This is a genomic window from Streptomyces sp. NPDC100445 (assembly GCF_044759735.1).
GTDB lineage: Bacteria > Actinomycetota > Actinomycetes > Streptomycetales > Streptomycetaceae > Streptomyces.
On the sequence record NZ_JBIVZV010000001.1, the window covers coordinates 731,590 to 755,409 of the forward strand.

Annotated in this window: 18 protein-coding genes; 11 read left to right on the top strand and 7 right to left on the bottom strand. The window is 74.3% G+C overall.

Annotation, left to right across the window (positions count from 1 at the left end; genetic code table 11):
- Window positions 1-17: 17 nt before the first annotated feature.
- Window positions 18-1,205 (bottom strand): lycopene cyclase family protein, encoded by a 1,188-nt coding sequence (locus tag ACIQVT_RS03350; protein ID WP_403746721.1) that lies wholly within the window; start codon window positions 1,203-1,205, stop codon window positions 18-20.
- A 243-nt stretch (window positions 1,206-1,448) separates the two neighbouring features.
- On the opposite strand from ACIQVT_RS03350, the gene ACIQVT_RS03355 reads away from it, so the two are divergent.
- Genes ACIQVT_RS03355 through ACIQVT_RS03370 form a run of 4 tightly spaced genes read left to right on the top strand, consistent with a single transcriptional unit; the run spans window position 1,449 to window position 6,422 of the window.
- The gene (locus ACIQVT_RS03355; RefSeq protein WP_403746725.1) at window positions 1,449-2,843 is read left to right on the top strand and encodes a polyprenyl synthetase family protein; all 1,395 of its coding nucleotides are present in this window, start codon (window positions 1,449-1,451) and stop codon (window positions 2,841-2,843) included.
- Entirely contained in the window at window positions 2,840-4,381 is a 1,542-nt protein-coding gene (gene crtI, locus ACIQVT_RS03360) for a phytoene desaturase family protein (protein ID WP_403746731.1), read from the top strand. Before ACIQVT_RS03355 ends, crtI begins: the two co-directional genes overlap by 4 nt.
- On the top strand, window positions 4,378-5,415 hold the full coding sequence (locus ACIQVT_RS03365; protein WP_403746734.1) for a phytoene/squalene synthase family protein: 1,038 nt from the start codon (window positions 4,378-4,380) through the stop codon (window positions 5,413-5,415). Before crtI ends, ACIQVT_RS03365 begins: the two co-directional genes overlap by 4 nt.
- Window positions 5,412-6,422, top strand: coding sequence for a DUF5914 domain-containing protein (locus tag ACIQVT_RS03370; RefSeq protein ID WP_403746739.1), 1,011 nt, complete (start codon window positions 5,412-5,414; stop codon window positions 6,420-6,422). The genes ACIQVT_RS03365 and ACIQVT_RS03370 overlap by 4 nt, the downstream gene beginning before the upstream one ends.
- A 52-nt stretch (window positions 6,423-6,474) precedes the next feature.
- On the opposite strand, the gene ACIQVT_RS03375 is transcribed toward ACIQVT_RS03370, so the two are convergent.
- The 5 genes from ACIQVT_RS03375 to ACIQVT_RS03395 all read right to left on the bottom strand — a co-directional run bounded on the left by ACIQVT_RS03375 (window position 6,475) and on the right by ACIQVT_RS03395 (window position 12,885).
- Window positions 6,475-8,550, bottom strand: a complete 2,076-nt coding sequence (locus ACIQVT_RS03375; RefSeq protein WP_403746742.1) for a SpoIIE family protein phosphatase — start codon at window positions 8,548-8,550, stop codon at window positions 6,475-6,477.
- Window positions 8,551-9,053: 503 nt separating this feature from the next.
- Entirely contained in the window at window positions 9,054-9,755 is a 702-nt protein-coding gene (locus ACIQVT_RS03380) for a hypothetical protein (RefSeq protein WP_403746745.1), read from the bottom strand.
- A 62-nt stretch (window positions 9,756-9,817) separates the two neighbouring features.
- Complete coding sequence (locus tag ACIQVT_RS03385) at window positions 9,818-11,524, bottom strand: carbamoyltransferase N-terminal domain-containing protein (protein ID WP_403746748.1); 1,707 nt, start codon at window positions 11,522-11,524, stop codon at window positions 9,818-9,820.
- Between the two features lie 40 nt (window positions 11,525-11,564).
- Window positions 11,565-12,086 (bottom strand): GNAT family N-acetyltransferase, encoded by a 522-nt coding sequence (locus ACIQVT_RS03390; protein ID WP_403746753.1) that lies wholly within the window; start codon window positions 12,084-12,086, stop codon window positions 11,565-11,567.
- Window positions 12,076-12,885: an SDR family NAD(P)-dependent oxidoreductase gene (locus ACIQVT_RS03395; RefSeq protein WP_403746756.1), complete on the bottom strand. Its 810-nt coding sequence runs from the start codon at window positions 12,883-12,885 to the stop codon at window positions 12,076-12,078. Before ACIQVT_RS03395 ends, ACIQVT_RS03390 begins: the two co-directional genes overlap by 11 nt.
- A gap of 537 nt (window positions 12,886-13,422) precedes the next feature.
- Between ACIQVT_RS03395 and ACIQVT_RS03400 the strand changes: the two genes are divergently transcribed.
- The 7 genes from ACIQVT_RS03400 to ACIQVT_RS03430 all read left to right on the top strand — a co-directional run bounded on the left by ACIQVT_RS03400 (window position 13,423) and on the right by ACIQVT_RS03430 (window position 22,954).
- The gene (locus ACIQVT_RS03400) at window positions 13,423-15,036 is read left to right on the top strand and encodes an MBL fold metallo-hydrolase (protein ID WP_403746759.1); all 1,614 of its coding nucleotides are present in this window, start codon (window positions 13,423-13,425) and stop codon (window positions 15,034-15,036) included.
- A 20-nt stretch (window positions 15,037-15,056) separates the two neighbouring features.
- Window positions 15,057-15,845 carry a thioesterase II family protein gene (locus ACIQVT_RS03405; RefSeq protein ID WP_403746762.1) on the top strand — a complete coding sequence of 263 codons (789 nt, stop codon included), beginning with the start codon at window positions 15,057-15,059 and terminating at the stop codon, window positions 15,843-15,845.
- Window positions 15,842-16,612: a thioesterase II family protein gene (locus ACIQVT_RS03410; protein WP_403746764.1), complete on the top strand. Its 771-nt coding sequence runs from the start codon at window positions 15,842-15,844 to the stop codon at window positions 16,610-16,612. Before ACIQVT_RS03405 ends, ACIQVT_RS03410 begins: the two co-directional genes overlap by 4 nt.
- Window positions 16,613-16,691: 79 nt before the next feature.
- Window positions 16,692-18,386 (top strand): ABC transporter transmembrane domain-containing protein, encoded by a 1,695-nt coding sequence (locus tag ACIQVT_RS03415; protein WP_403746767.1) that lies wholly within the window; start codon window positions 16,692-16,694, stop codon window positions 18,384-18,386.
- Between the two features lie 49 nt (window positions 18,387-18,435).
- On the top strand, window positions 18,436-20,190 hold the full coding sequence (locus ACIQVT_RS03420; protein WP_403746770.1) for an ABC transporter ATP-binding protein: 1,755 nt from the start codon (window positions 18,436-18,438) through the stop codon (window positions 20,188-20,190).
- A gap of 51 nt (window positions 20,191-20,241) precedes the next feature.
- Complete coding sequence (locus tag ACIQVT_RS03425; protein ID WP_403746775.1) at window positions 20,242-21,324, top strand: ornithine cyclodeaminase family protein; 1,083 nt, start codon at window positions 20,242-20,244, stop codon at window positions 21,322-21,324.
- Window positions 21,325-21,328: 4 nt separating this feature from the next.
- Entirely contained in the window at window positions 21,329-22,954 is a 1,626-nt protein-coding gene (locus ACIQVT_RS03430; RefSeq protein ID WP_403746778.1) for an amino acid adenylation domain-containing protein, read from the top strand.
- Here the strand turns inward: ACIQVT_RS03430 and ACIQVT_RS03435 are convergent.
- Window positions 22,930-23,766 carry a putative nonproteinogenic amino acid hydroxylase gene (locus ACIQVT_RS03435; RefSeq protein ID WP_403746781.1) on the bottom strand — a complete coding sequence of 279 codons (837 nt, stop codon included), beginning with the start codon at window positions 23,764-23,766 and terminating at the stop codon, window positions 22,930-22,932. The genes ACIQVT_RS03430 and ACIQVT_RS03435 overlap by 25 nt on opposite strands.
- Window positions 23,767-23,820 lie beyond the last annotated feature (54 nt).

Sequence of the window (23,820 nt, forward strand, 5' to 3'; positions counted from 1 at the left end):
CGGGCGGGGCGGGCGGGTCAGTCGAAGGGGCGGCGGGGCAGGCCGGGCAGTTCGCACGCCGAGCGCAGCATCGGCCCGATGGGGGTGCGCAGGCCGATGGCCAGGTCCTCGCGCAGGCGGGTGCGCCCGTCGAGGAACCGCAGCAGCGTGGGCGTGGGGACGCGGCGGAACAGCCCGCAGAACAGGGCAGGCCCGTCGACGCGGCCGCTGGCCAGGGCGCGCAGCAGTACGGCGTCCATGGCGCGGGAGCGGGCGGAGTGGGCCGGGGGCGGCACCGGCCGACGGCCCCGCAGCAGGGCCGCGGCGACGGCCCGGGTCTGGCGCTGCACGCCGGCGAAGGTGTAGCCGGTGGACGGTCGGGTGGCACCGCCCGCGGCGCCGATCCGGAAGACGGACGCGCCGACCTGACGGGGCATCGGGGCGTCCGTCATCGGGATGACGGCGGTCTCGGTGGCCAGCACCTCCAGGTCGCCGAGGCCGAGGATGTCGCGCGTGTAGTGGCGTACCGCCGCCCGGTAGCCGCTGTCGGTGAGGAGCCGGGGGGAGAACTCGGTGTACTCCACGAGGGCTTCGCGCGGTCCGGTGGGCAGCACGTAGCCGAACGACAGGCCGTCGGCGGGCTGGGGGGTGCGGAAGTCCATCAGGTCCGCGGTGGCGGGGTCGAAGACGGGCGCGGCGGTGCGGACGAACCAGCCGTGGAAGTGCTGGAGCAGGGTGGTGCGGGCGGCGGGCAGGCTGCCGAGCGGCCGGGAGTCGAACACCCAGCGGGCGGCGAGGACCTGGGTGGCGCCGTCGGGGTGGGCGAGCCGGAGCCGGGCCCCGCCGGGCACGTCCTCCACCGTCTCGACGGTGGCCTCCAACCGCCGGGTGCGGGGGCTGCGCGCCAGGTCCCTGCCGACCAGCTCCTCGAAGTCGTCGGAGCGGATCATCTTGTACCGCAGCGGTCCGAGGTCCCCCTCGACCGGGCGTCCCGCCGGCGGCCGTACCCGCAGGTGCTGCCAGGAGGCCGTCACCGCGGCGTCGAAGCGTCCCCGGCCCGCCTCCCAGAAGCACCAGGTGCGGCGCGGCGGGCGCAGCGGGCCGGGCGGCGCGTCGACCAGGACGACGGACGGCGTGCGCCGTCCCGGCGCGGGCCCGGCCAGACGGTGGGCCAGGGACAGGCCGGCGGCTCCCGCCCCGACGACGGCCACCTCCGCCTCCAACACGACGGCTCCTTCCGTGCTGCGCGTCCCGGTGCGCGTCGCGCACCCGGCCCCTGTTCCCGCCCGTGTGCCCGAACGGATGCGGGTCACTCGTATGCGACACGCGTCGGTCACGGGGGGTGAGTGATGTGGAAGGCATCGTCACAAGCGGTCCGTCGCGCCTCGGCCCGTACCGCATCCGCGTCCGGCCCACGCGCCGAAGACGTGGTGACGAACTGCTCAGTGATCAGGACGAGAGGAACCGGGATGCGCCCCACACAGGCGAAGGAACACCATGCGGTCGCGCCGCCACCCGTCCCGCGCCCGGTGCCCCTGTCGGGTTCCCCCGCCCGGGTGCGCCCGGACGGCGCAACCGGCGGGGCGCGCGGCGCGGTCCCGCCGGACGCGGTGGACGGGCACGCGGTCGACGCGGACGTGTCCGCCGCCGTGGGCCGGGTGCTGGACGACTTCCTGGCCGACCGCGCCGCCCGGGCCCGGGCCATGGACGTCCTGTTCGCCGACGAACTGGCCGGGAGGGTCGTACGGTTCACCCGCACCGGCGGCAAACGGGCCCGCTCCCAGCTGCTGTGGTGGTCCCTGCGGGCCTGCGGCGGCGCCGGACGGGCGCGGCTGGCGGCGGGCCTGCGGATCGGGGCCGCGCTCGAACTCCTCCAGACCTGCGCCCTGGTGCACGACGACGTGATGGACGGTTCGGCCCGGCGCCGGGGCCGGGCGGCGCTGCACGCCGAGCTGAGCGCCCAGTACACCGGCGCGGCCTCGCCCCGGCGCGTGGGCCGCTTCGGGGAGGCGGCCGGGCTGCTGGCCGGCGACCTGGCGCTCGCCTGGTCGGACGACCTGGTGGCCGAGACACCGCTCGACCCGGTGACGGCGTCGGCCGTGCGCCGGCTGTGGAGCGACATGCGCACGGAGATGGTGGCCGGTCAGTACCTGGAGATGCAGGGGCAGATCACGGGCGCGTACTCGCTGTCCCGGGCCCTGCGGGCGGCCTGCCTCAAGAGCGCCCGCTACTCCGTCGAACGGCCCCTGGCGCTGGGCGCGGTGCTGGCGGACGCGGACGAGGTGACGACGGGCGCGCTGCGCTCGGCCGGCCGCTGCGCCGGCATGGCCTTCCAGCTGCGGGACGACCTGGACGACGTGTTCGGCGATCCGCTGCGGACCGGGAAACCGCTCGGCGGTGACATCCGCGAGGGCAAACCGACGTACCTGGTCGCCCTGGCCCGGGTCCGCGCGGAGAGCACCGGCGACCGCGGCGCGCTGTCCGTGCTGCGCCGCTCACTGGGCGACGCCGCGCTGACCGGGGCGGACCTGGACCGGGTGCGGGAGGTGCTCACCGCCACGGGCGCCCGGGCGACGGTCGAGGACAGGATCGGCCGGCTGGTCGCCCAGGGCCTGCGCCACCTCGACGACGCGCACCTGGTGCGCGAGCCCGGTGCCCGGCTCCGTCGGCTGCTCGCCGCCGCGGGCGCCAGACCGGGGACCGGTGAACACGCGTCCCCGGCGCCGGGCGCGGCCGGGGAGGACGGCGCGGGGAGCGGGCCGGAGCCGGTGCGCTCCGGTGGCGGAGGTGATGCGGGCGGCTCCGTGCCCGCGTTCCTGGCGGGTTCGGGCGCGGGTCCGGGCGCGACGGAGTGCGGCCGATGACGCGCACGCTGCCCGGGCGCAGTGACCACGTCGTGGTGGTGGGAGCGGGTCTGGCCGGGCTGTCGGCGGCGCTGCACCTGCTCGGTGCCGGACGCCGGGTCACCGTCGTCGAGCGGGACCCGCTGCCCGGCGGCCGGGCCGGACGGCTCGACCTCGGCGGGTACCGGATGGACACCGGCCCGACCGTGCTCACCATGCCCGACCTCGCCGACGAGGCGTTCGCCGCCGTCGGCGACAGCCTGTACCGGCGGGTCGACCTGGTCCCGCTGCACCCGGCCTACCGGGCGTGCTTCGCGGACGGCGCCACCCTCGACGTGCACACCGGCGCCGACGCGATGGCGGCGGAGGTGGAACGGTTCGCCGGGGCCCGCGAGGCCGCGGGGTACCGGCGGCTGCGCGAGTGGCTGGAGCGGCTGTACCGGGCGCAGATGAGCCGGTTCATCGACGCCAACTTCGACTCCCCGCTCGGCCTGCTGACTCCCGACCTGGCCCGGCTGGCCGCGCTCGGCGGCTTCGGCCGGCTGGACGCCCGGATCGGGCGTTTCCTCGGCGACGAACGGCTGCGCCGGGTCTTCTCCTTCCAGGCCTTGTACGCGGGCGTGCCGCCGGCGCGCGCCCTGGCCGCGTACGCCGTCATCGCCTACATGGACACCGTCGCCGGTGTGTACTTCCCCCGGGGCGGCATGCACGCCCTGCCGCGGGCCATGGCGGACGCCGCCGCCGACGCGGGCGCCGACCTGCGGTTCGGGCAGGAGGTGGTCCGGCTGGAACGCTCGGGGTCGCGCGTCACCGCTGTCGTCACCGACCAGGACCGCATCGCCTGCGACAGCGTGGTCCTCACCCCGGACCTGCCGGTCACCTACGGGCTGCTGGGCCGCCGCCCGCGCCGGCCGCTGCGCCTGCGCCACTCCCCGTCCGCCGTGGTGCTGCACCTGGGCACGGACCGCACCTGGCCGCGCCTGGCCCACCACACGATCTCCTTCGGCGCGGCCTGGCGCACCACGTTCGACGAACTGACCCGCGACGGGCGCCTGATGAGCGATCCGTCCCTGCTCATCACCCGGCCCACCACCACCGACCCCGGCCTCGCTCCCCCGGGCCGGCACCTGCACTACGTCCTCGCACCCTGCCCCAACACCGACATCGGACCGGACGCCGTCGCGTGGGGCGAACTCGGCCCCCGCTACCGGGAGACGCTGCTGCGGGAGCTGGAGCGGCGCGGCCTGGACGGCGTCGAGGACGCCGTCGAGGAGGAGTGCCTCGTCACCCCGGCCACCTGGCAGGCCGCGGGCCACGCCGCCGGGACCCCGTTCTCGGCGGCCCACACCTTCGCCCAGACGGGTCCGTTCCGGCCGCGCAACCTGGTGCGGGGCACCGAGAACGCCGTCCTCGCCGGCTGCGGCACCACACCGGGCGTCGGCGTGCCGACCGTGCTGGTGTCCGGGAAGCTCGCCGCCGCTCGGATCACCGGCCTGCCGCGACCCACGCGCGGCCGGACGCAGCCACCGACCGAACCCCTGGAGGAAAGCACCGTATGACGGACCGTGAACTGGACGCGGCGGGGATCGGCGATCCGGCGCTGCGCGCGGCCTACCACCACTGCCGCGCGCTCAACGCCCGGCACGGCAGGACGTACTTCCTCGCCACCCGGCTGCTGCCGGTCGAGCGCCGGCCCGCCGTGCACGCCCTGTACGGCTTCGCCCGCTGGGCCGACGACATCGTCGACTCCCTCGACCCCGGCACGGACACCGTGCGGCGCGGCGAGGTGCTGGCGGAACTGCGGCGGAGCCTGGAGAAGGGCCTGCGCGACGGGGACAGCCGCGAACCCGTGGTGCTGGCGCTCGCCGACACCGCGCGCCGCTACGGCATCGAGCACGCCCACTTCCGCGACTTCATGTCGGCGATGAGCGCCGACCTGGTGGTGACCGACTACGCCACCTACGCCGACCTGCGCGGATACATGCACGGCTCGGCCGCGGTGATCGGGCTGGAGATGCTGCCGGTGCTGGGGACGGTCGTCCCGCGCGAACAGGCCGCGCCGTACGCCGCCGCGCTGGGCGTCGCCTTCCAGCTGAGCAACTTCCTGCGCGACGTGGGCGAGGACCTGGACCGGGGGCGCGTCTACCTGCCCGCCGACCTCCTCGCCGGGCACGGGGTCGGCCGGGACCTGCTGCGGTGGAGCCGGGACACCGGGCGGCGCGACCGCCGGATCACGGACGCGCTGCGCGACTTCGAGGCGCTGACCCGCGGTGTGTACCGGGAGGCGGCGCCCGGTCTGGCGATGCTGGACCCGGTGTCCCGCCCGTGCATCCGTACCGCGTTCGTCCTGTACGGCGGCATCCTGGACGCGGTCGCCCGGGACGGGTACGCGGTGCTGCACCGCCGGGCGGCGGTCGGGCGCCGGCGCCGGGCCGCGGTCGCCGCCGACGGTCTGGTCCGGGTGCTCGCCGCCCGGCTGGCCGCGCGCCGGGCACCCGGGCCGGCGGTGCGCCCCGTGGCGCCGGACCCGCTGCCCACCGCCGCGCGCGGCATCCCGTGCCCGCCGGTCGCCGTCGCCGAGGAGGTCGCGTGAATCCCCCCGCCCCCGGCCGGCGCGGCCGGCTGCCGTTGTCGCTGCGGCGGCGTCCGGTGCCGTGGGAGCGCCAGCGGCCCACCTGGCGGGAGGCCAGGCCCGCGGTGATCGCCGGGGCGCTGAAGCGGGCCGAGGCCCGCCCGTCCGGCAACTGGTACGTGGTGGGCGCCTCCCGCGACCTGCGCGCCGACCGTCCGCTCGGACGGACCGTGGCCGGGCGGGAGCTGGTCCTCTGGCGCGGCCCGGACGGCCGTCCCGTCGGCGGCCCCGGCGCCTGCCCCCACCTCGGTGCCCCGTTGCGGGACAGTCCCGTGCGCTGCGGCACGCTGGTCTGCCACTGGCACGGGCTCGCCCTGGACGGCGGCCCGTCCGCGGGCTGGGCCCCGCTGCCGGTGCACGACGACGGCGTCCTGGTGTGGGTGCGGCTGGACGAGGTGGGCGGTGAGGCGCCGCTGGACGCGCCGGTTCTCCCGCCGAGGCCGGCCGTGGCGGGCGCGCTGACGTCCGTCTACACCGGCGTCGGGGTGTGCGAGCCGGAGGACGTCGTGGCCAACCGGCTGGACCCGTGGCACGGGGCGTGGTTCCACCCGTACTCGTTCGTCGATCTCACCGTGGTCGGATCACCCGACGACCCGGACGCCGAGGACGCCTTCACCGTCGACGTCTCCTTCAAGGTGGCGGGACGCCTGGTGGTGCCGGTGCGGGCCGTGTTCACGGCACCCGAGCCGCGTACCGTCGTCATGCGGATCACCGAGGGCGAGGGACTGGGTTCCGTCGTCGAGACCCATGCCACGCCGCTCGGGCCGGACGAGCGGGGCCGGCCGCGTACGGCGGTCGTGGAGGCCGTGCTCGCCGCCTCCGGCCGGCCGGGCTTCGCCGTCGCCCGCCGGGCGGCGCCCCTGCTGCGTCCGCTGGTGCGGGCGGCGGCGGGGCGGCTGTGGCGGGACGACCTCGCCTACGCCGAGCGGCGCTGGTTGCTGCGCGCCACGGGGCGGTTCCCCGGCTGACGGCCGGCCTGGTGAGGTACGTACGCCGGTGACCCGGCCGCCGGTGACCGCGTCACCGGGCCGAGAGCGGCTGGGCGCGGGCGATGAGGAGGGCGACGTCGTCGTGGCCGGCGGGGTGGCGCAGCTCCCGCAGGAGCCGGTCGCAGGTGTCCTCCGTGGAGGGGTCCGGTGATGCCAGCAGGCGCAGCAGGTCCTCCAGCCGTTCGTCGATGGGGTCGTCGCGGGTCTCGACGAGACCGTCGGTGTACAGCACCAGCTGGTCGCCGGGCTCCAGGCGCAGGGTGGTGGTCTCGAACGGGACGCCGCCGACGCCGAGCGGCGTGCCGGTGGGCAGGTCGAGGAGTTCGGGCGGCTTGCCGGCGCGCACCAGCACCGGGGGCAGATGGCCGGCGGACGCCACGTGCAGCAGGGCCCGGTGGGGTTCGTAGACGGCGTACACGCAGGTGGCGATGTACGGGTCCAGCCCGTGGGTGATCTTGTCGAGGTGGGTGAGGATCCGGGCCGGGTCCAGGTCGAGGTCGGCGAGGGTGGAGGTGGCGGTGCGCAGGCGGCCCATCGCGGTGGCCGCCGGGATGCCGCTGCCCATGACGTCGCCCACCGCGAGGGCGGTCCGGTCGTCGTCGAGGGGGATCACGTCGTACCAGTCGCCGCCGACCTCGCTGAAGGCCTGCGCGGGCCGGTACCGGGCGGCGACGTCCAGACCCGGATGGCGGGGCGACAGCCTGGGCAGCAGGCTGCGCTGGAGGGTCTCGGCGGCGCTGCGGATGTGCTGGTGCAGGACGGCGTTGTCGATGCTCAGCGCGGCGGACGAGGCCAGCTCGCAGGCGAGGGCGAGGTCGTCGTCGTCGAACGGCTGGGAGTTGCGGGCGCGGGCCAGCCCCATCACGCCGATGACCTCGCCGCGGGCGATGAGCGGGACCGCCATGTCCGAGTGGACACCGGCCCGGGCCAGCAGCCGGGCGGCCTCGGGCCCGGACGCGATGCGGGTGTGGTCCTCCAGATGGGTGAGGAGGTGGGGGCGGCGGGTGCGGATGCAGTGGGCCGCCGGATGGTCGGCGTGGTAGGTGGTGAGGCGGCCGGGCGGGACCATGGCGTCGACGGCGTCGGTGACGTAGGCCGTCTTCACCGCGAGGGCGCGGAACAGCGCGGGGCCCTCGCCGAGGTCCGGACGGCCGGTCTGGAGCACGGAGTCCAGGAGGTCCACCGCGACCATGTCGGCCAGGTCGGGCACGACGACGTCGGCCAGTTCCCGCGCGGTCCGCTCCACCTCCAGGGTGGTGCCGATCCGGGAGGAGCCGCTGGCCACGAGGCGCAGGCGCTGCTGGGCCTGCTCGGCCTTGCGGGCCGCCTCGTACCGGTCGGTGACGTCGACGACCATGTTGGCGATGCCGAGCACGTGCCCGTGGTGGTCCTCCAGTCGGTAGACCGACACCGCCCAGGCGTGGTCGTGCTCCGGGTCGGCGGCGGTGCGGCCCACCACCTGCTGGTCCACCACGGGCACACCGGAGGCGAGGACCCGCCGCATCACGGTCTCCGCGTCCATGAAGGGTGCGCCGGGCAGCACCACGCGGAAGTCGCGGCCGATGTGGCCGGCCTCGGGGATGCCGTGCATGGCCGCCAGGGCCGGGTTGACGGCCAGGTACCGCAGATCGGTGTCGAGCACGGCCAGGCCGATCGGGGCCTGGGTGACCAGCCGGGTGGACAGGGCCAGGTTGCGCTCCACCTGGCGCAGCGTGGCGCGGTCGGTGGCCAGGCCCAGGGCGTAGTGGTCGCCGAGGTTGTCCGTCAGCCGCATGTTGCGGAACTCGACCATCCGGGTGCTGCCGTCCTTGTGGCGGACGGGGAACGCCCCGGCCCAGCCCCGGCCCGTCGCCATCACGTCGGCGAACAGGGTGACGGCCGCGTCCTGGTTCCCGGGGTGCAGGAGCAGCGGCGCGGCGTACTGCCCGACCGCCTCGGCGCGCGTGTAGCCGAACAGCTCCTCCGCCTGCGGGCTCCACATGTCGATCTTCCCGTCGGCCTCCAGCAGCACCGCGGCGACGCCCAGCAGATCGAGCAGTCCGCTCGGATCCACCGCGCCGCCCTCCGGACGGGCGGGCTGCTCCGGACGCCGCTGCGCTCCTGTCATCGCACTCGCTCCTTCCGCCTGCCGCCTCTACGGTGCGCCCGCCTCACCGCGCAGTCGGGTGACACGGTCTTCCCGCAGGTCAGCAGCCGCATCCACGATGCGGTACGGGACGTGGGGCGGCCACGGGGACGCGCCGGGAAGGGTCCCGCGACCTGCCCCGGCCCCCGTGTCCCGGGCACCTGGCGCCGGGTACGAACTCCATGGAGCGCTCACCTCACTGTTCCGGCCGACACTCCACTTCTACCCCTCACCACCACCAGGTGTCCCGCTCGGCGGCGCGGATCGCCCGGACAGGCCGCGCGGAGGGTGATCCACCGGCGCCACGGGAGCGGGCCTGCCGGGGCTCGGCACGCGGGCGTGGAAGGGCGGTGAGGCACCTACAGTCGGCGTGCCCCCGGTGGGCCGTTGCGGGGGCGCCGCGCCAGCCCGGCGGTGCGGCCCGGGCAGGGGACGTGCGGGCGCGGTGGTTCACCTCGGACGGCGGGGCGTCCCGTGCCTCCTCCCTAGGGTCGGCGGGCTCCCGGCAGCCCGAGGACGTGTTCCGCCTGCCCGGCGGTGGGGAATCCCGGGGTGCCGGAGGGGTCGATGCCGTCCGGTGCCGGGGGGTCCGGCTCGTACAGGGTGCGCAGCAGCGCGTGGGGCACGGCCGTGTCGAACCCAGTGGTACCCCCGGCCGTGCCGGCGGCCTCCGCGTCGGGGGGCAGCAGGAGCCGCCGCGCGGACAGGTGCGCCGCCAGGAGCCGGGCGGTCGTGGTCACGTCGGCGGCGTGGGGGCCGTCTTCGCCGTGGGCGACGGCGGCGACCACCGGGATGCGGCCGTCGTCCAGCAGGGTGCGCAGGACCCCGGGGTCGGCCACGAGGTCACCGCGGGCGGTGCGGGTGAGCGTGTGGCCGTCCTCGCCGGTGATGCCCACGGCCAGCGGGCCGTGGGCGTTGACGAGGCCGACGAGGCGGCGCTGCACCAGGCCCGCGGCCACCGTGCGCAGCGCGGTGGCCGCGTCCTCGCCCGGGGCCCGCGGGACCGGCTCGGCGCCGGCGTCGTGCACGACGACCGGCCGCGCCCCGGTGTAGCGCAGGAACGCCAGGTCCTCGGCGAACGCCTCGGCGAGCGCGCCGGGGGCGAGCACGGCCGGCCCGGCGACGACGACCACGGCGCTCCCGTACAGGGAGCTGATCACCGGCAGGGCGGCGACGAGCGCCCCCACCCTGCGCAGTGCCTCGTCCTCCGGGCCTCCGGCCGCCGTGCCGGTCCCGGACGGGTACCGGATCAGACGTCCGTGCGGCGGTGGAGGACCCCGTCGCTCCAGATCCGGTCCACCCTGCCCCAGTCCATGGCGGAGGCGACGTCCGGGAAGAAGCCGTGCCCGTTGAGGTTGGCGCTGGTGTTGCACAGGACGGGCACGCCGCTGAGCCGGTGGTAGGCGGTCAGCACCTCCGTCAGGAACGGGTCGTCGTCCGCGGAGACGGTCTGGAGCCGTGCCGTACCGTCGAGGTGGACGATCGCCGGGACCCTGTCGAGCCATTCGGGGCGCACTTCGTGCTCGAAGAGCATGTACGGGTCAGGGGTGCCGGGGTCGAAGACGGCCGGGGCCTCCTCGACGAGGCAGATCGGGGCGACCGGGCGGTAGGGCTCGCGGTCCTTGACCCGGTTCAGCTCGTCCTTCATCGCGGCACCGGTGGGCGCGGCCAGGATGCTGCGGCCGCCGAGGGCCCGCGGCCCCAGCTCGGCACGGCCCTGGAGGACGACCACGGGCAGGCCCGACTCATGCAGCTCCCGGGCGAGTTCGGCCGGGGTGCAGGGTGTCGCCGTCCAGCCGTCGGGCACCTGCGGGCTGGGGACGAGGGCCGGGCCCAGCCGTACGTGCCAGTCGACGGGACGCAGTCCCTGGTGCCGGGCCCTGCCGAGCACGGCGGCGCCGATCGCCGAGCCGGAGTCGTTGGGGAACGGCGGCACCCAGACGTCGGCGAACTCCGGGAGGGCGCGCAGCGCGTTGTTCCACTTGATGTTCAGCGCGCAGCCGCCGGCGAAGCACAGGTTCCACGGTCCGGCGCCGCGTGCCGCGCGGACCTTCTCGGTGATCCGTTCGAGCAGGAGCTCCTGGAAGAAGGCGTGGACGCTGGCCAGCACGTCCTCGTCGGTGATGCCCCGGGGTTCCACCCGGTCGCGTACCGCCTGGAAGAACGTGTGGACGGGGGGCACCGACGGTTCGAAGAGGCTGCCGTAGCCGCCGACCGTCCGGCGGTACTCCACCGACTCCGGCAGGTCGCTCTCGAAGACCCGGTGGAACTCCTCGCGCAGCGCGGTCAGTACGTCCTCGTGCGGCGTGCCGAGCGCGATGTACGCCATGAGCTTGCCGGCCACCGACAGGTCGTCCACCGTGGGCGACTGGACCTCGCGGCGGAACGGGCCGAAGTGGTGGCCGGCGATGGCGTAGGCGTGGCCGAGCAGCGGGAAGAGCGCGCCGAGGTTCTCCACGCCGGTGTCGGGGTCGGCCCAGTACAGCCGCGGGAAGAGACCGCCGTCCCAGACGAGGACGAAGGACGGCTCGCCCCGCCGGGCGAAGGGGCTGGAGCAGTAGGCGCTCGCCAGGTGGCCGGCGGCGTGCGCGTAGCTCGTGTACGGGTAGGAGCGGCCGTCCATCGGGAACTCGCCGAAGGCCCCGGGCGCGGCCAGGTCGGGGCAGGCGTCCGACTCCCGGTAGGGGCCGACGGCGAGTTCCACCGGGACGGCGGAACTCAGCAGGGAGACCACGCCCGAGACGTCGCCGTCCCAGCCGTCGACGACCCATTCGTCGACGTCCTGCGGCTTGTAGCCGAAATCGGCGAGAATTCCGGGGATCTGGCTGAGGTCGGAGACGGTGCTGTACCGCAGACCGTTCCCTATCTTTTCCATCTCGACGCTGAAAACGAGGCGATCGTCATCGAGCAGGGCCACCGCTCCGTCGTGCGTGAGCTTGAGTCCGCAGACAATCAATTTTCCACTCCCTGATCATGCTGAAGCAATGGCCCCAGTGTTACCGGTCATCGAGTCGCAGACAATAAAGGGACGACTTGCGGCCGGCGGGGGACAGCCGCCGCCACTCTTCCGGGGCGGAGTCCGGGTCGACTTCTTGGAATCCGTGTCGCGTGAACCAGGCGCCACCGTGTTTGGAGGCCGCGAGAATCGCGGTGCAACCGGCGTCGGCCGCTTGCCGCACGGCGTGGCGCAGCAGGATCCGACCGATTCCCCTGCCCTGGGAATCCTGCGCGACGCAGAGGTTGTATATGACCAGGCAGTGCGGCACCGGAAGGAGACCGAGACAACCGGCGATATTCTTTTCGCCGGCCGATCCGTCGACGGCCACGAGGAAATCGCCGATGTGCCGCGCGAAGGTGTCGGGCGAGCGTCTGAGCAGCCGGTCGGCGGCCGCGAACGGTGCGGAGATCCGGGCCAGCTCCCCGGCGTCCCCGGGGTGCGCGGGCCGTACCGACACGCCGGTCCCGGCCGGCCGGGGCCGGGCGTCGACGCGGGTGCCGGCCTGTCGGTCACGAAGCATCGGGTTCGCCGCGGCCGCCCGGGCCGCCGTTCCCGTTCCCCGCGAAGCCCAGGCCGAAGGGCTGGTCGACGGGCATCAGCTCGATCATGTTGATGTTGACGTGCGGCGGCCGGTCCAGGCACCAGGCGATGCCTTGGGCCACGTCGTCGGCCGTGAGAGGGGTGACGCCGTCGTAGAGGGCCGCCGCGCGCGCCTCGTCCCCCTCGTAGCGGACCTGGGCGAACTCGGTCCTCGCCATGCCGGGCGCCACGCAGCTCACCCGGACCCCGGTGCCCTGGAGGTCGACGCGCATGTTGAGGGAGAGCTGGTGCACGAACGCCTTGGTGGCGGCGTAGACGTTGCCGCCCAGGTAGGGGTACTCGGCCGCGATCGACCCGACGTTGACGACGTGGCCGCCGCCACGCGCGACGAGTCGGGGCAGTACGATTTCGGTCAGATTCAGCACACCTGTGACGTTTGTATCGATCATTTCACGCCAGTGTGTCGAGCCGCCCGCCTGGACCGGACCGAACCCCTTGGACAGGCCCGCGTTGTTCACCAGCACCGAAATGTCGCGGTATCCGGCGGGTAGCTCCTCCAGGGCCCGGCCCAGGGAGTCGGGGTCCCGCACATCGGCGACCACGGGGAGAATGGCTCGATATGGATCCTCTTCGGCGAGCGTTTTGAGCCGTTCGGCGCGGCGGGCGAGGGCAATGACTGCGTATCCTCTTGCAGACAACACCTGCGCGATGCGCGCACCGAATCCGGACGAGGCGCCAGAAACCAACGCAATGCCACGAGGCTCCGTACCGTCCGACATATCCCTCTCGTTCCCCCTGCAACAGGTCGCAGAGTTTCACGTAGGCCTGCACCCCGTGTCAAGGTGCACTTCATGACCGGTCATGCAGCGGGTTCCCCGCGCGCCGGCCTCAAGAAGAGGATTTAAGGTCACGCGCTCTCCAGGAAAGGAAGTAGTGAAGAGAGCTTCACCGCATGACCACCCGTAACTTCTTGCCAGTCAATCACGCTCCCGCACGGCGTCGCCATGTGACGCACGTCACATGGGCTATCGGTGGCAGGCCCTTGAGGATCATGACTACAGTCGAAAGCTAAGTCCCAGTACTACAGCGCGAAATCATGCGGCGATAAAGGGCGGAAATCCAGTCCCGAACGCCCGGATCGAAAGCCTCGCGGGGAAACGGGGGAGTATGCCGGCCCATCTGTTCGGTGGCGCAGCACGAATCCCTCGCCCCACGCCCGTGCCGCCCATTCACCACAGGGCCGGATCCGGATTTCGAAGACACCACCAGAGCCGACCCCCGTTGACCACCGGCCTCGACTCGCAAGGGAACGCAGCGTGCCCGTCATCCACAAACGCCATCTTCGTGCGTCCGTCGTCGCGCAGCCGTTGCTGCACCGCTGGTACGCCTGGCCCTACCTGCTGGCACCGCACACCGGGGCGCTGAACCTGCGCGAGAGACTGCTTCCCATCCTCCGCAACTACGTCATGTCCCCGACGCTGCACGCCAACGCCCTGGCGGACCCGGCCCGTTACGGCGCGCCGTTCCTCAACCCGGGCAACGCCGGCACCGCCGAGGTACAGGCACTGCTCGACTCGACCCTGCGGGAGGCCGAGGCGCGGCTCACCCTCGCGGACGACATCGACCGCCTGCGCGCCCTGCTGGCCGAGCGGGCCACCGGCGGCCCCCTGGAGTCCCTCTACCCCGAGGTGCCCGAATCGCTGCGCGGCTGCGTCGAGTTGGTCTACGACACGGCGAACCACCCCTCCTTCCGCTTCTTCGAGTCGCTGCTGTACCGCTCCCCCGCCTTCGAGGAGCACGGCCAGACCCTGTCGCTGACCGCCGTCCCGCCGCGCGACCAGCCCTTCGTGTACGGCAGCCCGGTACTGCCCTCGCCCGAACGCCTCGACATCGCCGTGCCGTTCTCCGCCGGTGTGTGGGACGACGTGTTCGCCGCCCGCCTCCAGCCCGTGGACACCCGGGAACTGGCGGAACGGCTGGGCCTGGACGCCACCGCGACGGCCGGCTTCGACGCGCTCTTCCACGACGAGACCCCCCGCACCCCGGACCCGGTCCCCGACGGCCACGTCCGGATGCGCTACTTCGGGCACGCGACGGTCCTGGTGGAGACCTCCGCCGGCGCCGTCCTGCTCGACCCGCTGATCGGCTACACCGACGACGGGCACGAGCACTTCACCGTCGCGGACCTGCCGCACCACATCGACGCCGTGGTGATCAGCCACTTCCACTCGGACCACTTCTCGCTGGAGACACTCCTCCAGCTGCGCACCCGCATCGGCACCATCGTGGTGCCCCGCGCCTCGGGCGGCACCATCCAGGACCCCAGCCTGAAGGTGATGCTGGAGGCCCTGGGCTTCCGCCGGGTGGTCGAGCTGGGCGAACTGGACACCCACCGGGCCGCCGAGGGCCTGGACGTCGTGGGCCTGCCCTTCATCGGGGAGCACGCCGACCTCGACATCCGCACCAAGATGGTGCCCCTGGTCCGCGCGCTGGGCCGTTCCTTCATGTTCGCCACCGACATCACGCCGATCGAGCCGGCCCTCTACGACCGGGTGCGCGACATCGTCGGCGAGGTCGACGCGCTGTTCGTCGGACTGGAGTGCGTCGGCGCCGCCCTGAGCTGGCTGTACGGCCCGCTGATGGAGGCCAAGCTGACCCGCGAACAGAACCGGTCGCGCCGCCTGAAGGGGTCCGACGCCGCCATGGCGGACCGGCTGGCCCAGCAGGTGGGCGCCCGGCACGTGTACGCCTACGCCATGGGCCTCGAACCCTGGCTGAAGCACCTCACCGGCTCCGAGTTCGACGCCACGTCCGAACCGGTGGTCCAGAGCGGCCTGCTGGAGGAGTTGTGCCGACGGCGCTCGGTCGGTTCGGAGCTGCTGTACCGGCAGGCCGAACGCGTGTGGCCGGCCGCCGAGCCGCGCTCCTGAGCCCGCCGGGACGCGCCACGATGAATCCCTCTCCCCCCACCGCACCCGCGCGGGAACTGGTGCGCCCCCGGCCACGGCCGGAGGCACCCGCCGTCCTGTACTGCTTCCCGCACGCCGGCGGCGCCGCCTCGGCCTACCGGCCGTGGCCCGCGGCGCTGCCGGACCGGATCGAGGTGGTGGCCGTCCAGCTCCCCGGACGCGAACACCGGATCGCCGAACCGCCGGGTGTGGACACCGCACGCCTCGCGGACGCCGTCCGCGCGGACGTCGCGGCGTACGGCTCGCGGCCCTACGCCCTGTTCGGGCACAGCATGGGCGCCCTGGTCGCCTTCGAGGTGGCGCGCGCGCTGTCCGTCGGCGACGGCCCGGCCGGTCCCGCGCTGCTGGCCGTCTCGGGCATGGAACACCCCGGCTCCGGGCGGCCCCGGCCCGCACTGTCCGGACTGCCCGAGGCGGAGCTGCTCGCCTGGATGGCCGGGCTGGGCGGGTCACCGGCCGAGGCGCTCGCCGACCCTGGGCTGCTGGAGATCCTGCTCCCGCCGCTGCGCTCCGACCTCGCCTGGCTGGAGGGGTACGCCCCGCGGCCGGCGCCCCGACTGGCCTGTCCCGTCTCGGTGTTCGCGGGCGAGTGGGACGACCGGGTCGCGCTGCCGGGCCTGGAGGCCTGGGCCGGCGAGACCCGGCGGACGGCCACCGTACGCCGCTACCCCAGCGGGCACTTCTACGCGGCGGAGCAGCTGCGGGCGGTGTGCCGCGACCTGGCCGACGACCTCGCCGACGCGCTGGACACGCGCGGGGCGCTCCGTTGAGCGCGGCCGACCGGCGCTGGCTCGTCGAGTGGCAGCCGCCGGCCACGGCCCGGCTGCTCCTGGTGTGCCTGCCCCACGCGGGCTCGGGGGCCTTCCAGTTCCGCCGGTGGCAGCAACTGGCCGGTCCCGGGATCGCCGTGGCCGCCGTACAGCTGCCGGGGCGGGAGAACCGGTGGGGCGAGGAGCCGGTCACGGGCACCGAGGAAGTGGTCCGGGAACTGGTCCCGGTACTGGCCGCCCGGCTCGACCTGCCGTACCTGGTGTTCGGGCACAGCATGGGCGCCCTGCTCGGGTACGAGCTGGCGCGCGCCCTCGGCACCGGGTACGGGTCGTGGCCCGTCGCCCTGGTGGCCTCCGCCTGCCGGGCGCCGGACGCCCAGGGCGAGCCGACCGGGGCCGCCGCGATGAGCGACGGCGAACTGGTGGCCGAACTGGCCGCGGACGGGGCCGTACCGGCCTACGTGGCCGCCAACGAGAAGCTGGTCCCCGTCGTCGCCCGGCCCCTGCGCGCCGACCTCACCCTGTGCGACCGGTACCGCCCGCCGGCCACGGAGACCGTGCTGCCCTGTCCGGTGCACGCCTGGCGGGGCCGGGACGACCTCGCCGTCACGGACGAGCACGCCGGTCAGTGGCGGTCCTGGTCGGCCGAACCGGCCGATGTCCGCCGCTTCGACGGCGGTCACCTCTACCACCTCGACCGCCCCGACGAGGTCGTGGACGCGCTCCGCCGCCTGGGCGAACGGGCCCTCACGGGCGTGGGGGAATAGCCCGCCACCTCCCGCCGGCCCGCCCGGCCGCCTCCCGCCCGGGCCCCGAGCCCACCGAGACACGTCAGAAGGAATCGCGTTGCCGAGGAACGACCCACTGCCCGACACCGGGGACCCGGATCTCCGCTCGCCCCGCCGCTATCTGCTCTGGCTGCTGCGCCGGCAGGCCGGTACGGCGACGCTCGGGGTGCTCTGGGGCTGCCTGTGGATGGCCGGCATGGGGCTCACCCCGCTCGCCGTCGGCGGCGCCATCGACGCGATCACCGACGAGGACACCGCGAGCCTGCTCGGCTGGACCGGGGTCGTCCTCGGACTCGCCCTGGCGACCACCGCGGGCAGCGTGCTGCGGCACCGGTGCGACACCGTCGGGCGGCTCAAGGCGAACTACCTGACGGTCCGTCTCGTGGTCCGGCAGGCGGTGCGGCTCGGCGGCGGGCTGCGCGACGGCGTCGCCGACGGTGACATGGTGACCGTCGGCACCGCCGACATCTCGCGGATCGGGGCGCTGCCCGGTGCGGTCGCCCGCGGCACCGGCAGCGCGGTCACGATCGTCGTGGTGGCCGTCGTGCTGCTGTCCACCTCCGTGCCGCTGGGGCTGCTGGTGCTCCTCGGGGTTCCCGTCCTGCTGGCGGGCACGGGTCCGCTGCTGCGCCCCCTGCACCGGCGCGTCGGCCGGTACCGCGAGCTGGAGGGCGAACTGACCCGGCGGGCCTCCGACATCGTGGCGGGCCTGCGGGTGCTGCGCGGCATCGGCGGCGAGCGGGCCTTCTGGGGACGCTACCGCGCGGACTCCCAGCGGCTGCGGCAGGCCGGCGTCGAGGTCGCCGAGGTGGAGTCGGTGCTGCCGGCCGCCGAGGTCCTGCTGCCCGGGGTGCTGGTGGTGGCCGTGGTCTGGGCCGGCGCCCGGCTCGCCCTCGCGGGTGACATCTCCCCCGGTGACCTCGTGGCCGCCTACGGCTACGCGGCGTTCCTGATGCTGCCCATGCGCACCGTGACCTCCGCCGTGCAGGTGGTCGTCGGCGCCAACGTGGCCGCCGGGCGCGTGGTGCGGGTGCTCGCCGTCACCCCCGACCCCACCGTCGGCACGGCGCCCGCCGCCCTGCCGGACGCGCCCGACCTGACCGACGCCGGCTCCGGCCTGACGGTCCGGCACGGGACGCTGACCGCCGTGGTGTCCGCCGTCCCGGAGGAGAGCGCCGGGATCGCCGAGCGGCTCGGCCGCTACCGCGAGGGCGTGGTGACCCTGGGCGGGGTGCCGCTGGACACCCTGCCGGTGGAGCAGGTGCGCCGGCACATCCTGGTGGCGCGCAACGGCGACACCCTGTTCTCGGGAGTGCTCCGCGACGAACTCGGCGCCGGCCGCACGGACGAGGAACTGGCCGCCGCGCTGCACACCGCGGGCGCCGAGGACATCGTGGACGCGCTGCCCGACGGGCTCGCCGGCGTCCTCACGGAGCAGGGCGGCACCCTCTCCGGCGGACAGCGCCAGCGGCTGCGGCTGGCCCGGGCCGTCGCGTCCGGGACGCCCGTGCTCGTCCTGGTCGACCCGACCAGCGCGGTGGACGCCCTGACCGAGGCGGGCATCGCCCGGCGCCTGCGGGAGGCGCGCGCGGGGCGGACCACCGTGGTGATGAGCGCCAGCCCGCTGATCCTGGACCAGGCCGACGAGGTGGCCTTCGTCGTCGACGGCAAGGTGGTCGGCACCGGCGCGCACCGCGACCTCGTGGTCCACAACCCCCAGTACGCCGCCACCGTCCTGCGGGACGGAACATGACCGGCCGCGCCTCCCGGCGGGCGTCCGGCTTCCCGCGAAGGAGTGCCCAGTGAGTCTTCCGGTCGCCGACGCCCCGGCGGTGCGCCGACACGTCCGAGAACTGGTCAGGGGCCGCGCCGGTCTGCTCGGCCGGACGGTGACCTGGTTCGTCCTCGCCACCGCGTGCGGGCTGGTCGTCCCCGCGCTCCTCGGCCGTCTCGTGGAACAGGTGCAGCAGGACGTCTCCACCACCCGCGTGGACGTCGTGGTCGCGGTGATCGCCGGACTGCTGCTCCTCCAGGGCGTGTTCACCAGGACGGCGCGGCTGCTCGGCGCCCGGCTCGGCGAGCAGGTGCTGGCGGACATCCGCGAGGGCTTCGTCCAGCGGGTGCTGGCGCTGCCGCTGTCCGCCGTGGAGAAGGCGGGCACCGGTGATCTCCTCACCCGCGGCACCCGGGACGTGGACGCGCTGTCCAGGGCCGTGCGCATGGGCGCCCCGTCCATCCTGGTCGCGGGCCTGTCGGTGCTGCTCACCTTCGTCGCGCTGCTGGTGACCAGCCCGCTCATGGCGCTGCCCTGCCTGGTGGCGGTGCCGCTGATCGCGGGGTCCACGCGCTGGTACCTGAAGCGTGCCCGGGCTGCGTACCTCGCGGAGGCGGCCGGTTACTCGGACCTGACGCAGGGGCTCGCCGAGACCGTGACGGGTGCCCGCACCGTCGAGGCGCTGGGCCTCGGCGAGCGGCGGATCCGCCGTACCGACGAGGACGTCCTGCGGTCGAACGCCGCCGAGCACCGCACGCTCTTCCTGCGCAGCGTGTGGTTCCCGCTGATGGACTTCGGCTACGTCCTGCCGGTGGCCGCCACCCTGTTGTGCGGCGGCCTCTTCCACATCCACGGGTGGGTCAGCCTCGGGGAGGTCACCGCGGCGACGCTGTACACCCGCGCGGTGATCGATCCGCTGGACGAACTGCTCGGCTGGCTGGACGAACTCCAGGTGGGCGACGCCTCCCTGGCCCGTCTGGTCGGGGTGGACGCGGGTGCGGCCGGGGACACCGGCGCCGGCCGGAGGCCGCAGGGCCGCCAACTGGCCGCCGACGGGGTCAGTTACGCCTACCGCGAGGGCCACGACGTCGTACGGGACGTGACCCTGCGGGTGCGGCCCGGTGAGCGGATCGCCGTCGTCGGCCCGTCCGGAGCGGGCAAGTCGACACTCGGCCGGGTCCTCGCGGGCATCCACCCGCCGCGCAGCGGCACGGTGACCGTCGGCGACGTCCCGGTGGCCGAACTGCCCCTGGAGGAGCTGCGCCGGCACGTCGCGCTGGTTACCCAGGAGCACCACGTGTTCCTCGGGACGGTCCGCGACAACGTGACGCTCCCGGTGCCGGACGCGACGGACGAGCGGGTGACGGCCGCGCTGGACGCGGTCGACGCCGGTGACTGGGTGCGCGGCCTGCCCGCGGGGCTCGACACCGGCATCGGCCCCGGCGGCCACGCGGTCTCCCCCGCCCAGGCCCAGCAGCTGGCACTGGCCCGGCTGATCCTCGCCGATCCGCACACGCTGGTGCTGGACGAGGCGACCTCGCTGCTCGATCCCCGAGCGGCCAGGCACCTGGAGCGTTCCCTGGCGGCCGTGCTGCGCGGCCGTACCGTCATCGCCATCGCCCACCGGCTGCACACCGCGCACGACGCCGACACCGTCCTCGTCATGGAGGACGGCCGCGTCACGGAGCGGGGCGGCCACGACGAACTGGTCGCCGCCGGCGGGGCCTACGCGGCCCTGTGGGACTCCTGGCACGGCAAGACCCCCGACACCCCCCGAACTTGAGCGCACCCGGAACCTCCGGCAGCGGAACACGAACCGGATCAGGAGAGTGACGTGAAACCGGACACCACCCACATCGTCGACGCCCCCGCGGTCGCCACGATCGTCGGCGAGGTCGGCCTCGGCCGGCTGTACGACCTGGCGATCGAACGACTGACCGAGGTACTCGCCTCCAGCGGTCCCACCCGCGCCGAGATGAAGACGCGCGACGGCTTCCTCCTCACCACCCCCACGCTGGGGCTGCTGGAGTGGATGCCGGCGGTCCGCCACGGCTCGACCGTCTCCATGAAGATGGTGGGCTACAACCCGCACAACCCCGTGAAGAACCAACTGCCCACCATCCTGTCCACGCTGCTCGCCTTCGACGTCGAGTCCGGGCACCTGCGCGCCGTCGTGGACGGCACGTTCGCGACGGCGATACGGACGGGGGCCGCGTCCGCGCTGGCCTCGCGGGCGCTGGCCCGGCCGGACAGCAGCGTGCTGGGGCTCATCGGCTGCGGCGCCCAGGCGGTGACGCAACTGCACGCCCTGGCGAGGGCGTTCCCGCTCACCGAGGTCCTGGTGTGCGACACCGACATCCGGGCGGAGAACACCTTCGCCGCCAGGGCGCGCATGCCCGAGGGGCTGGTCCGGGTGGCCGACCCCGCGGAGGTGGAGGAGCGCGCCGACATCCTGTGCACGGCGACCTCCGTCGCCCCCGACCAGGGGCCGGTGCTGCGGGGCACCTCGCTGCGCCCGTGGGTGCACATCAACGCGGTCGGCTCGGACATGCCCGGCAAGACCGAACTGCCTCTGGAACTGCTGCGCGACGCCGTCGTCGTCCCCGACCACCGGGAGCAGGCGGTGGCGGAGGGCGAGTGCCAGCGGCTGCGCCCGGAGGAGATCGGCCCCTCGCTGACGGAGGTGCTGGCGGACCCGGCCCGGCAGGCCGAGCTGCGCGACACCCGTACCGTCTACGACTCCACCGGGCTGGCGCTCCAGGACCTCGTGATGGTGGAGCTGCTGGAGGAACTGGCCCGGGAGGCCGGGGCGGGCCACCGGCTCGCGATCGAGGCGACCGCGCACGACCCGCAGGACCCCTACTCGTTCCTGCCCGAATCGGTCTCGCGGGCGCCGTGGCCCGCGCAGGAGGTGTGACCCCGTGCCCCAGCCCACCGACCGCCGGGACCCGCCCGGCGGCAACCGGCACCCGGAACACCGCGGGCCGGTCGTGAACATCGGCGCCCGGACGGTCCTGGACCTCGTCGACCGGGAGATCGCGGCCCGCCCGGACGCCCTGGCCGTGTGCGAGCAGGGCCGGAGCCCGGTGTCGTACGCGGAACTGGACCGGCTCGCGGACACCGTGGCCGCCCACCTCGCCGGCACGTTCGGGGTCGCCCCCGGGGACACCGTGCTGATCGCGGGGCGGGCGGGCGTGGACTTCACCGCGGTGGTGCTCGGCACCCTGCGGGCGGGGGCCGCCTACCTGCCCGTGGACATGACCTATCCGCGCGAGCGGATCGAGCAGATACTGCGCACCAGCAGCGCCCGGCTCACGGTCCTGGACGAGGGCGTGGCCGACGCGGCCGCCGAGCACCCGGGCGCCGCCGCGACCACCCTGACCCGGCTGCTCGCGCCCTGCCCGGGCCCGGCGCCGGCCCGGCCCCGCATCGCCGCCGAGGACGCCGCGTACGTCATCTTCAGCTCCGGCTCGACCGGCGCGCCGAAGGGCATCGTGCAGACGCACCGCTGCCTGGCCAACCTGGCGGCCTGGCAGGCGAACGGGTCCGGTCTCGGCCGGGAGCGCCGGGTGCTCCAGTGCGCGCCGCTCACCTTCGACGTGTCGGTCCAGGAGATCTTCTACACCCTCGCCTCCGGCGGCTGCCTGTACGTCCCCCACCCGGACGTACGGCGTGACCCGCGCGACCTGGTCGAGTACGTCATCGGCGAGGGGATCGAGGTGGTCGACTTCCCGCAGTCCCTCATCGACATCCTGATGTCGCTGCCCACCAACCTCGAACACGCCCCGGCGCTGCGGCACATCATCAGCGCCGGCGAGACGGTACGGGTCACGCCGGCGCTGGAGGGGCTGCTCACCCGGCGTCCCGAGGTCACCCTGCACAACCACTACGGGCCTGCCGAGAACCACATGGTGACGAGCCATTCGATGAGCGCGGGGCGCGGCAACCTGGAGCCCCGCCCGCCGGTCGGGTCACTGGTGTGGAACACCTACATCCGCATCCTGGACGAGGAGCGGGCGCCGGTACCCGACGGGGAGGTCGGCGAGGTGTACATCGGCGGGGTGGGGGTGGCCCGCGGGTACACGGACCCGGAACTGACCCGGGCCGTCTTCGTGGAGGACCCGTTCCTCCCCGGGGCCCGGCTGTACCGCACGCGGGACCGGGGGGTGTGGCGGGCCGACGGCACGCTCGGGCTGCTGGGGCGGATCGACGACCTGATCAAGATCCGCGGCAACGCGGTGGAGCCCCGTGAGCCGGAGTCGCGGCTCACCGCGCTGCCCGGGGTCAAGGACGCGGCGGTGTACGGGGTGGCGCGGGCCGACGGGGGCACGGAGCTGCACGCGGCGCTCACCGGGGATCCGCCGCCGGCGCAGGAGTTGCGTCGCGCGCTGCTCGCCGTGCTGCCGGACTACATGGTGCCGGTGCGCTGGTGGGTGACGGACGAGCTGCCGTACTCGGCCAACGGCAAGCTGGACCGCAGGGCCCTGCCCGGGCCGGCGGCCAGACAGCTCGCCGTGGTCCCTCACCAGGCGAACGTCTCCCGGTAACCGCGCTTGTCGACGCAGTACGTGCGGAACGCCTCCGCCTTCGCGACCATGACGTCGTCGCCGGTGCGCCGGGCGGCCTCGGCGTACCAGTCGAAGGCCGCCGTAGCGTGCGCCTGGCGCTCGAAGTGGAGCGCGGCGAACCGGCGGAAGGAGTCGCGCATGGTCGCCCGGGTCAACGGCGGGCCGGATTCGATGAGTTCCTCTATGTCGGCGTCGGTCACCTCGGGCAGGTCGAGTATCCGCACGGGCCGTTGTGCCGGGACGTCGCCCCGGATCTCGACCGGTTCCGCGGCGCCGGCGAAGTCGAGGCACAGGGAGAGCCGGGCGGGTCCGGCACTGCTGCGGGCCGAATGCGGGTCGGTGGTGTGTATCTTCCAGACCTCACCGCGCCGGAGATGGTAGACGAGGTCGTTCTCGGAATGCAGGGATTCCTCACCGGTACGCAACGGAATCTGCACCCGGGTGCCGGGCTCGGTGAATTCCAGGAAATCGACGTGCGGGGCGAGAATTCCGTCGGCGAGGCTGAAGATCCGCACCCACTGGAGTCGCTCCAGCGGGAAGTGCTCGGTCACCAGCGACATGACGCCGGGCAGTTCCCTCCCCAGGTCGGTGAGGGTCAGGCGGTCGCCGTGCGGGCGGAACGCGGTGTCGGACTCGGCGCCGCTGCCGTTGGCCAGCACATGGGCCGACCACGAGCCGAAGGTGAAGGCGTCGTACTCGCCTCCGGCGTCGTGCCGGTCCACGAGGGCCAGCTCCGTTTCCAGGTCGTAGGAGTCGATGGGCAATACCGCAAGCCGCTGGGACTTGAGCAAGGCAATCCCCCTCCAGCAGTTGGTGACTTGACGCGCTGAACATTCGCCGGCGCC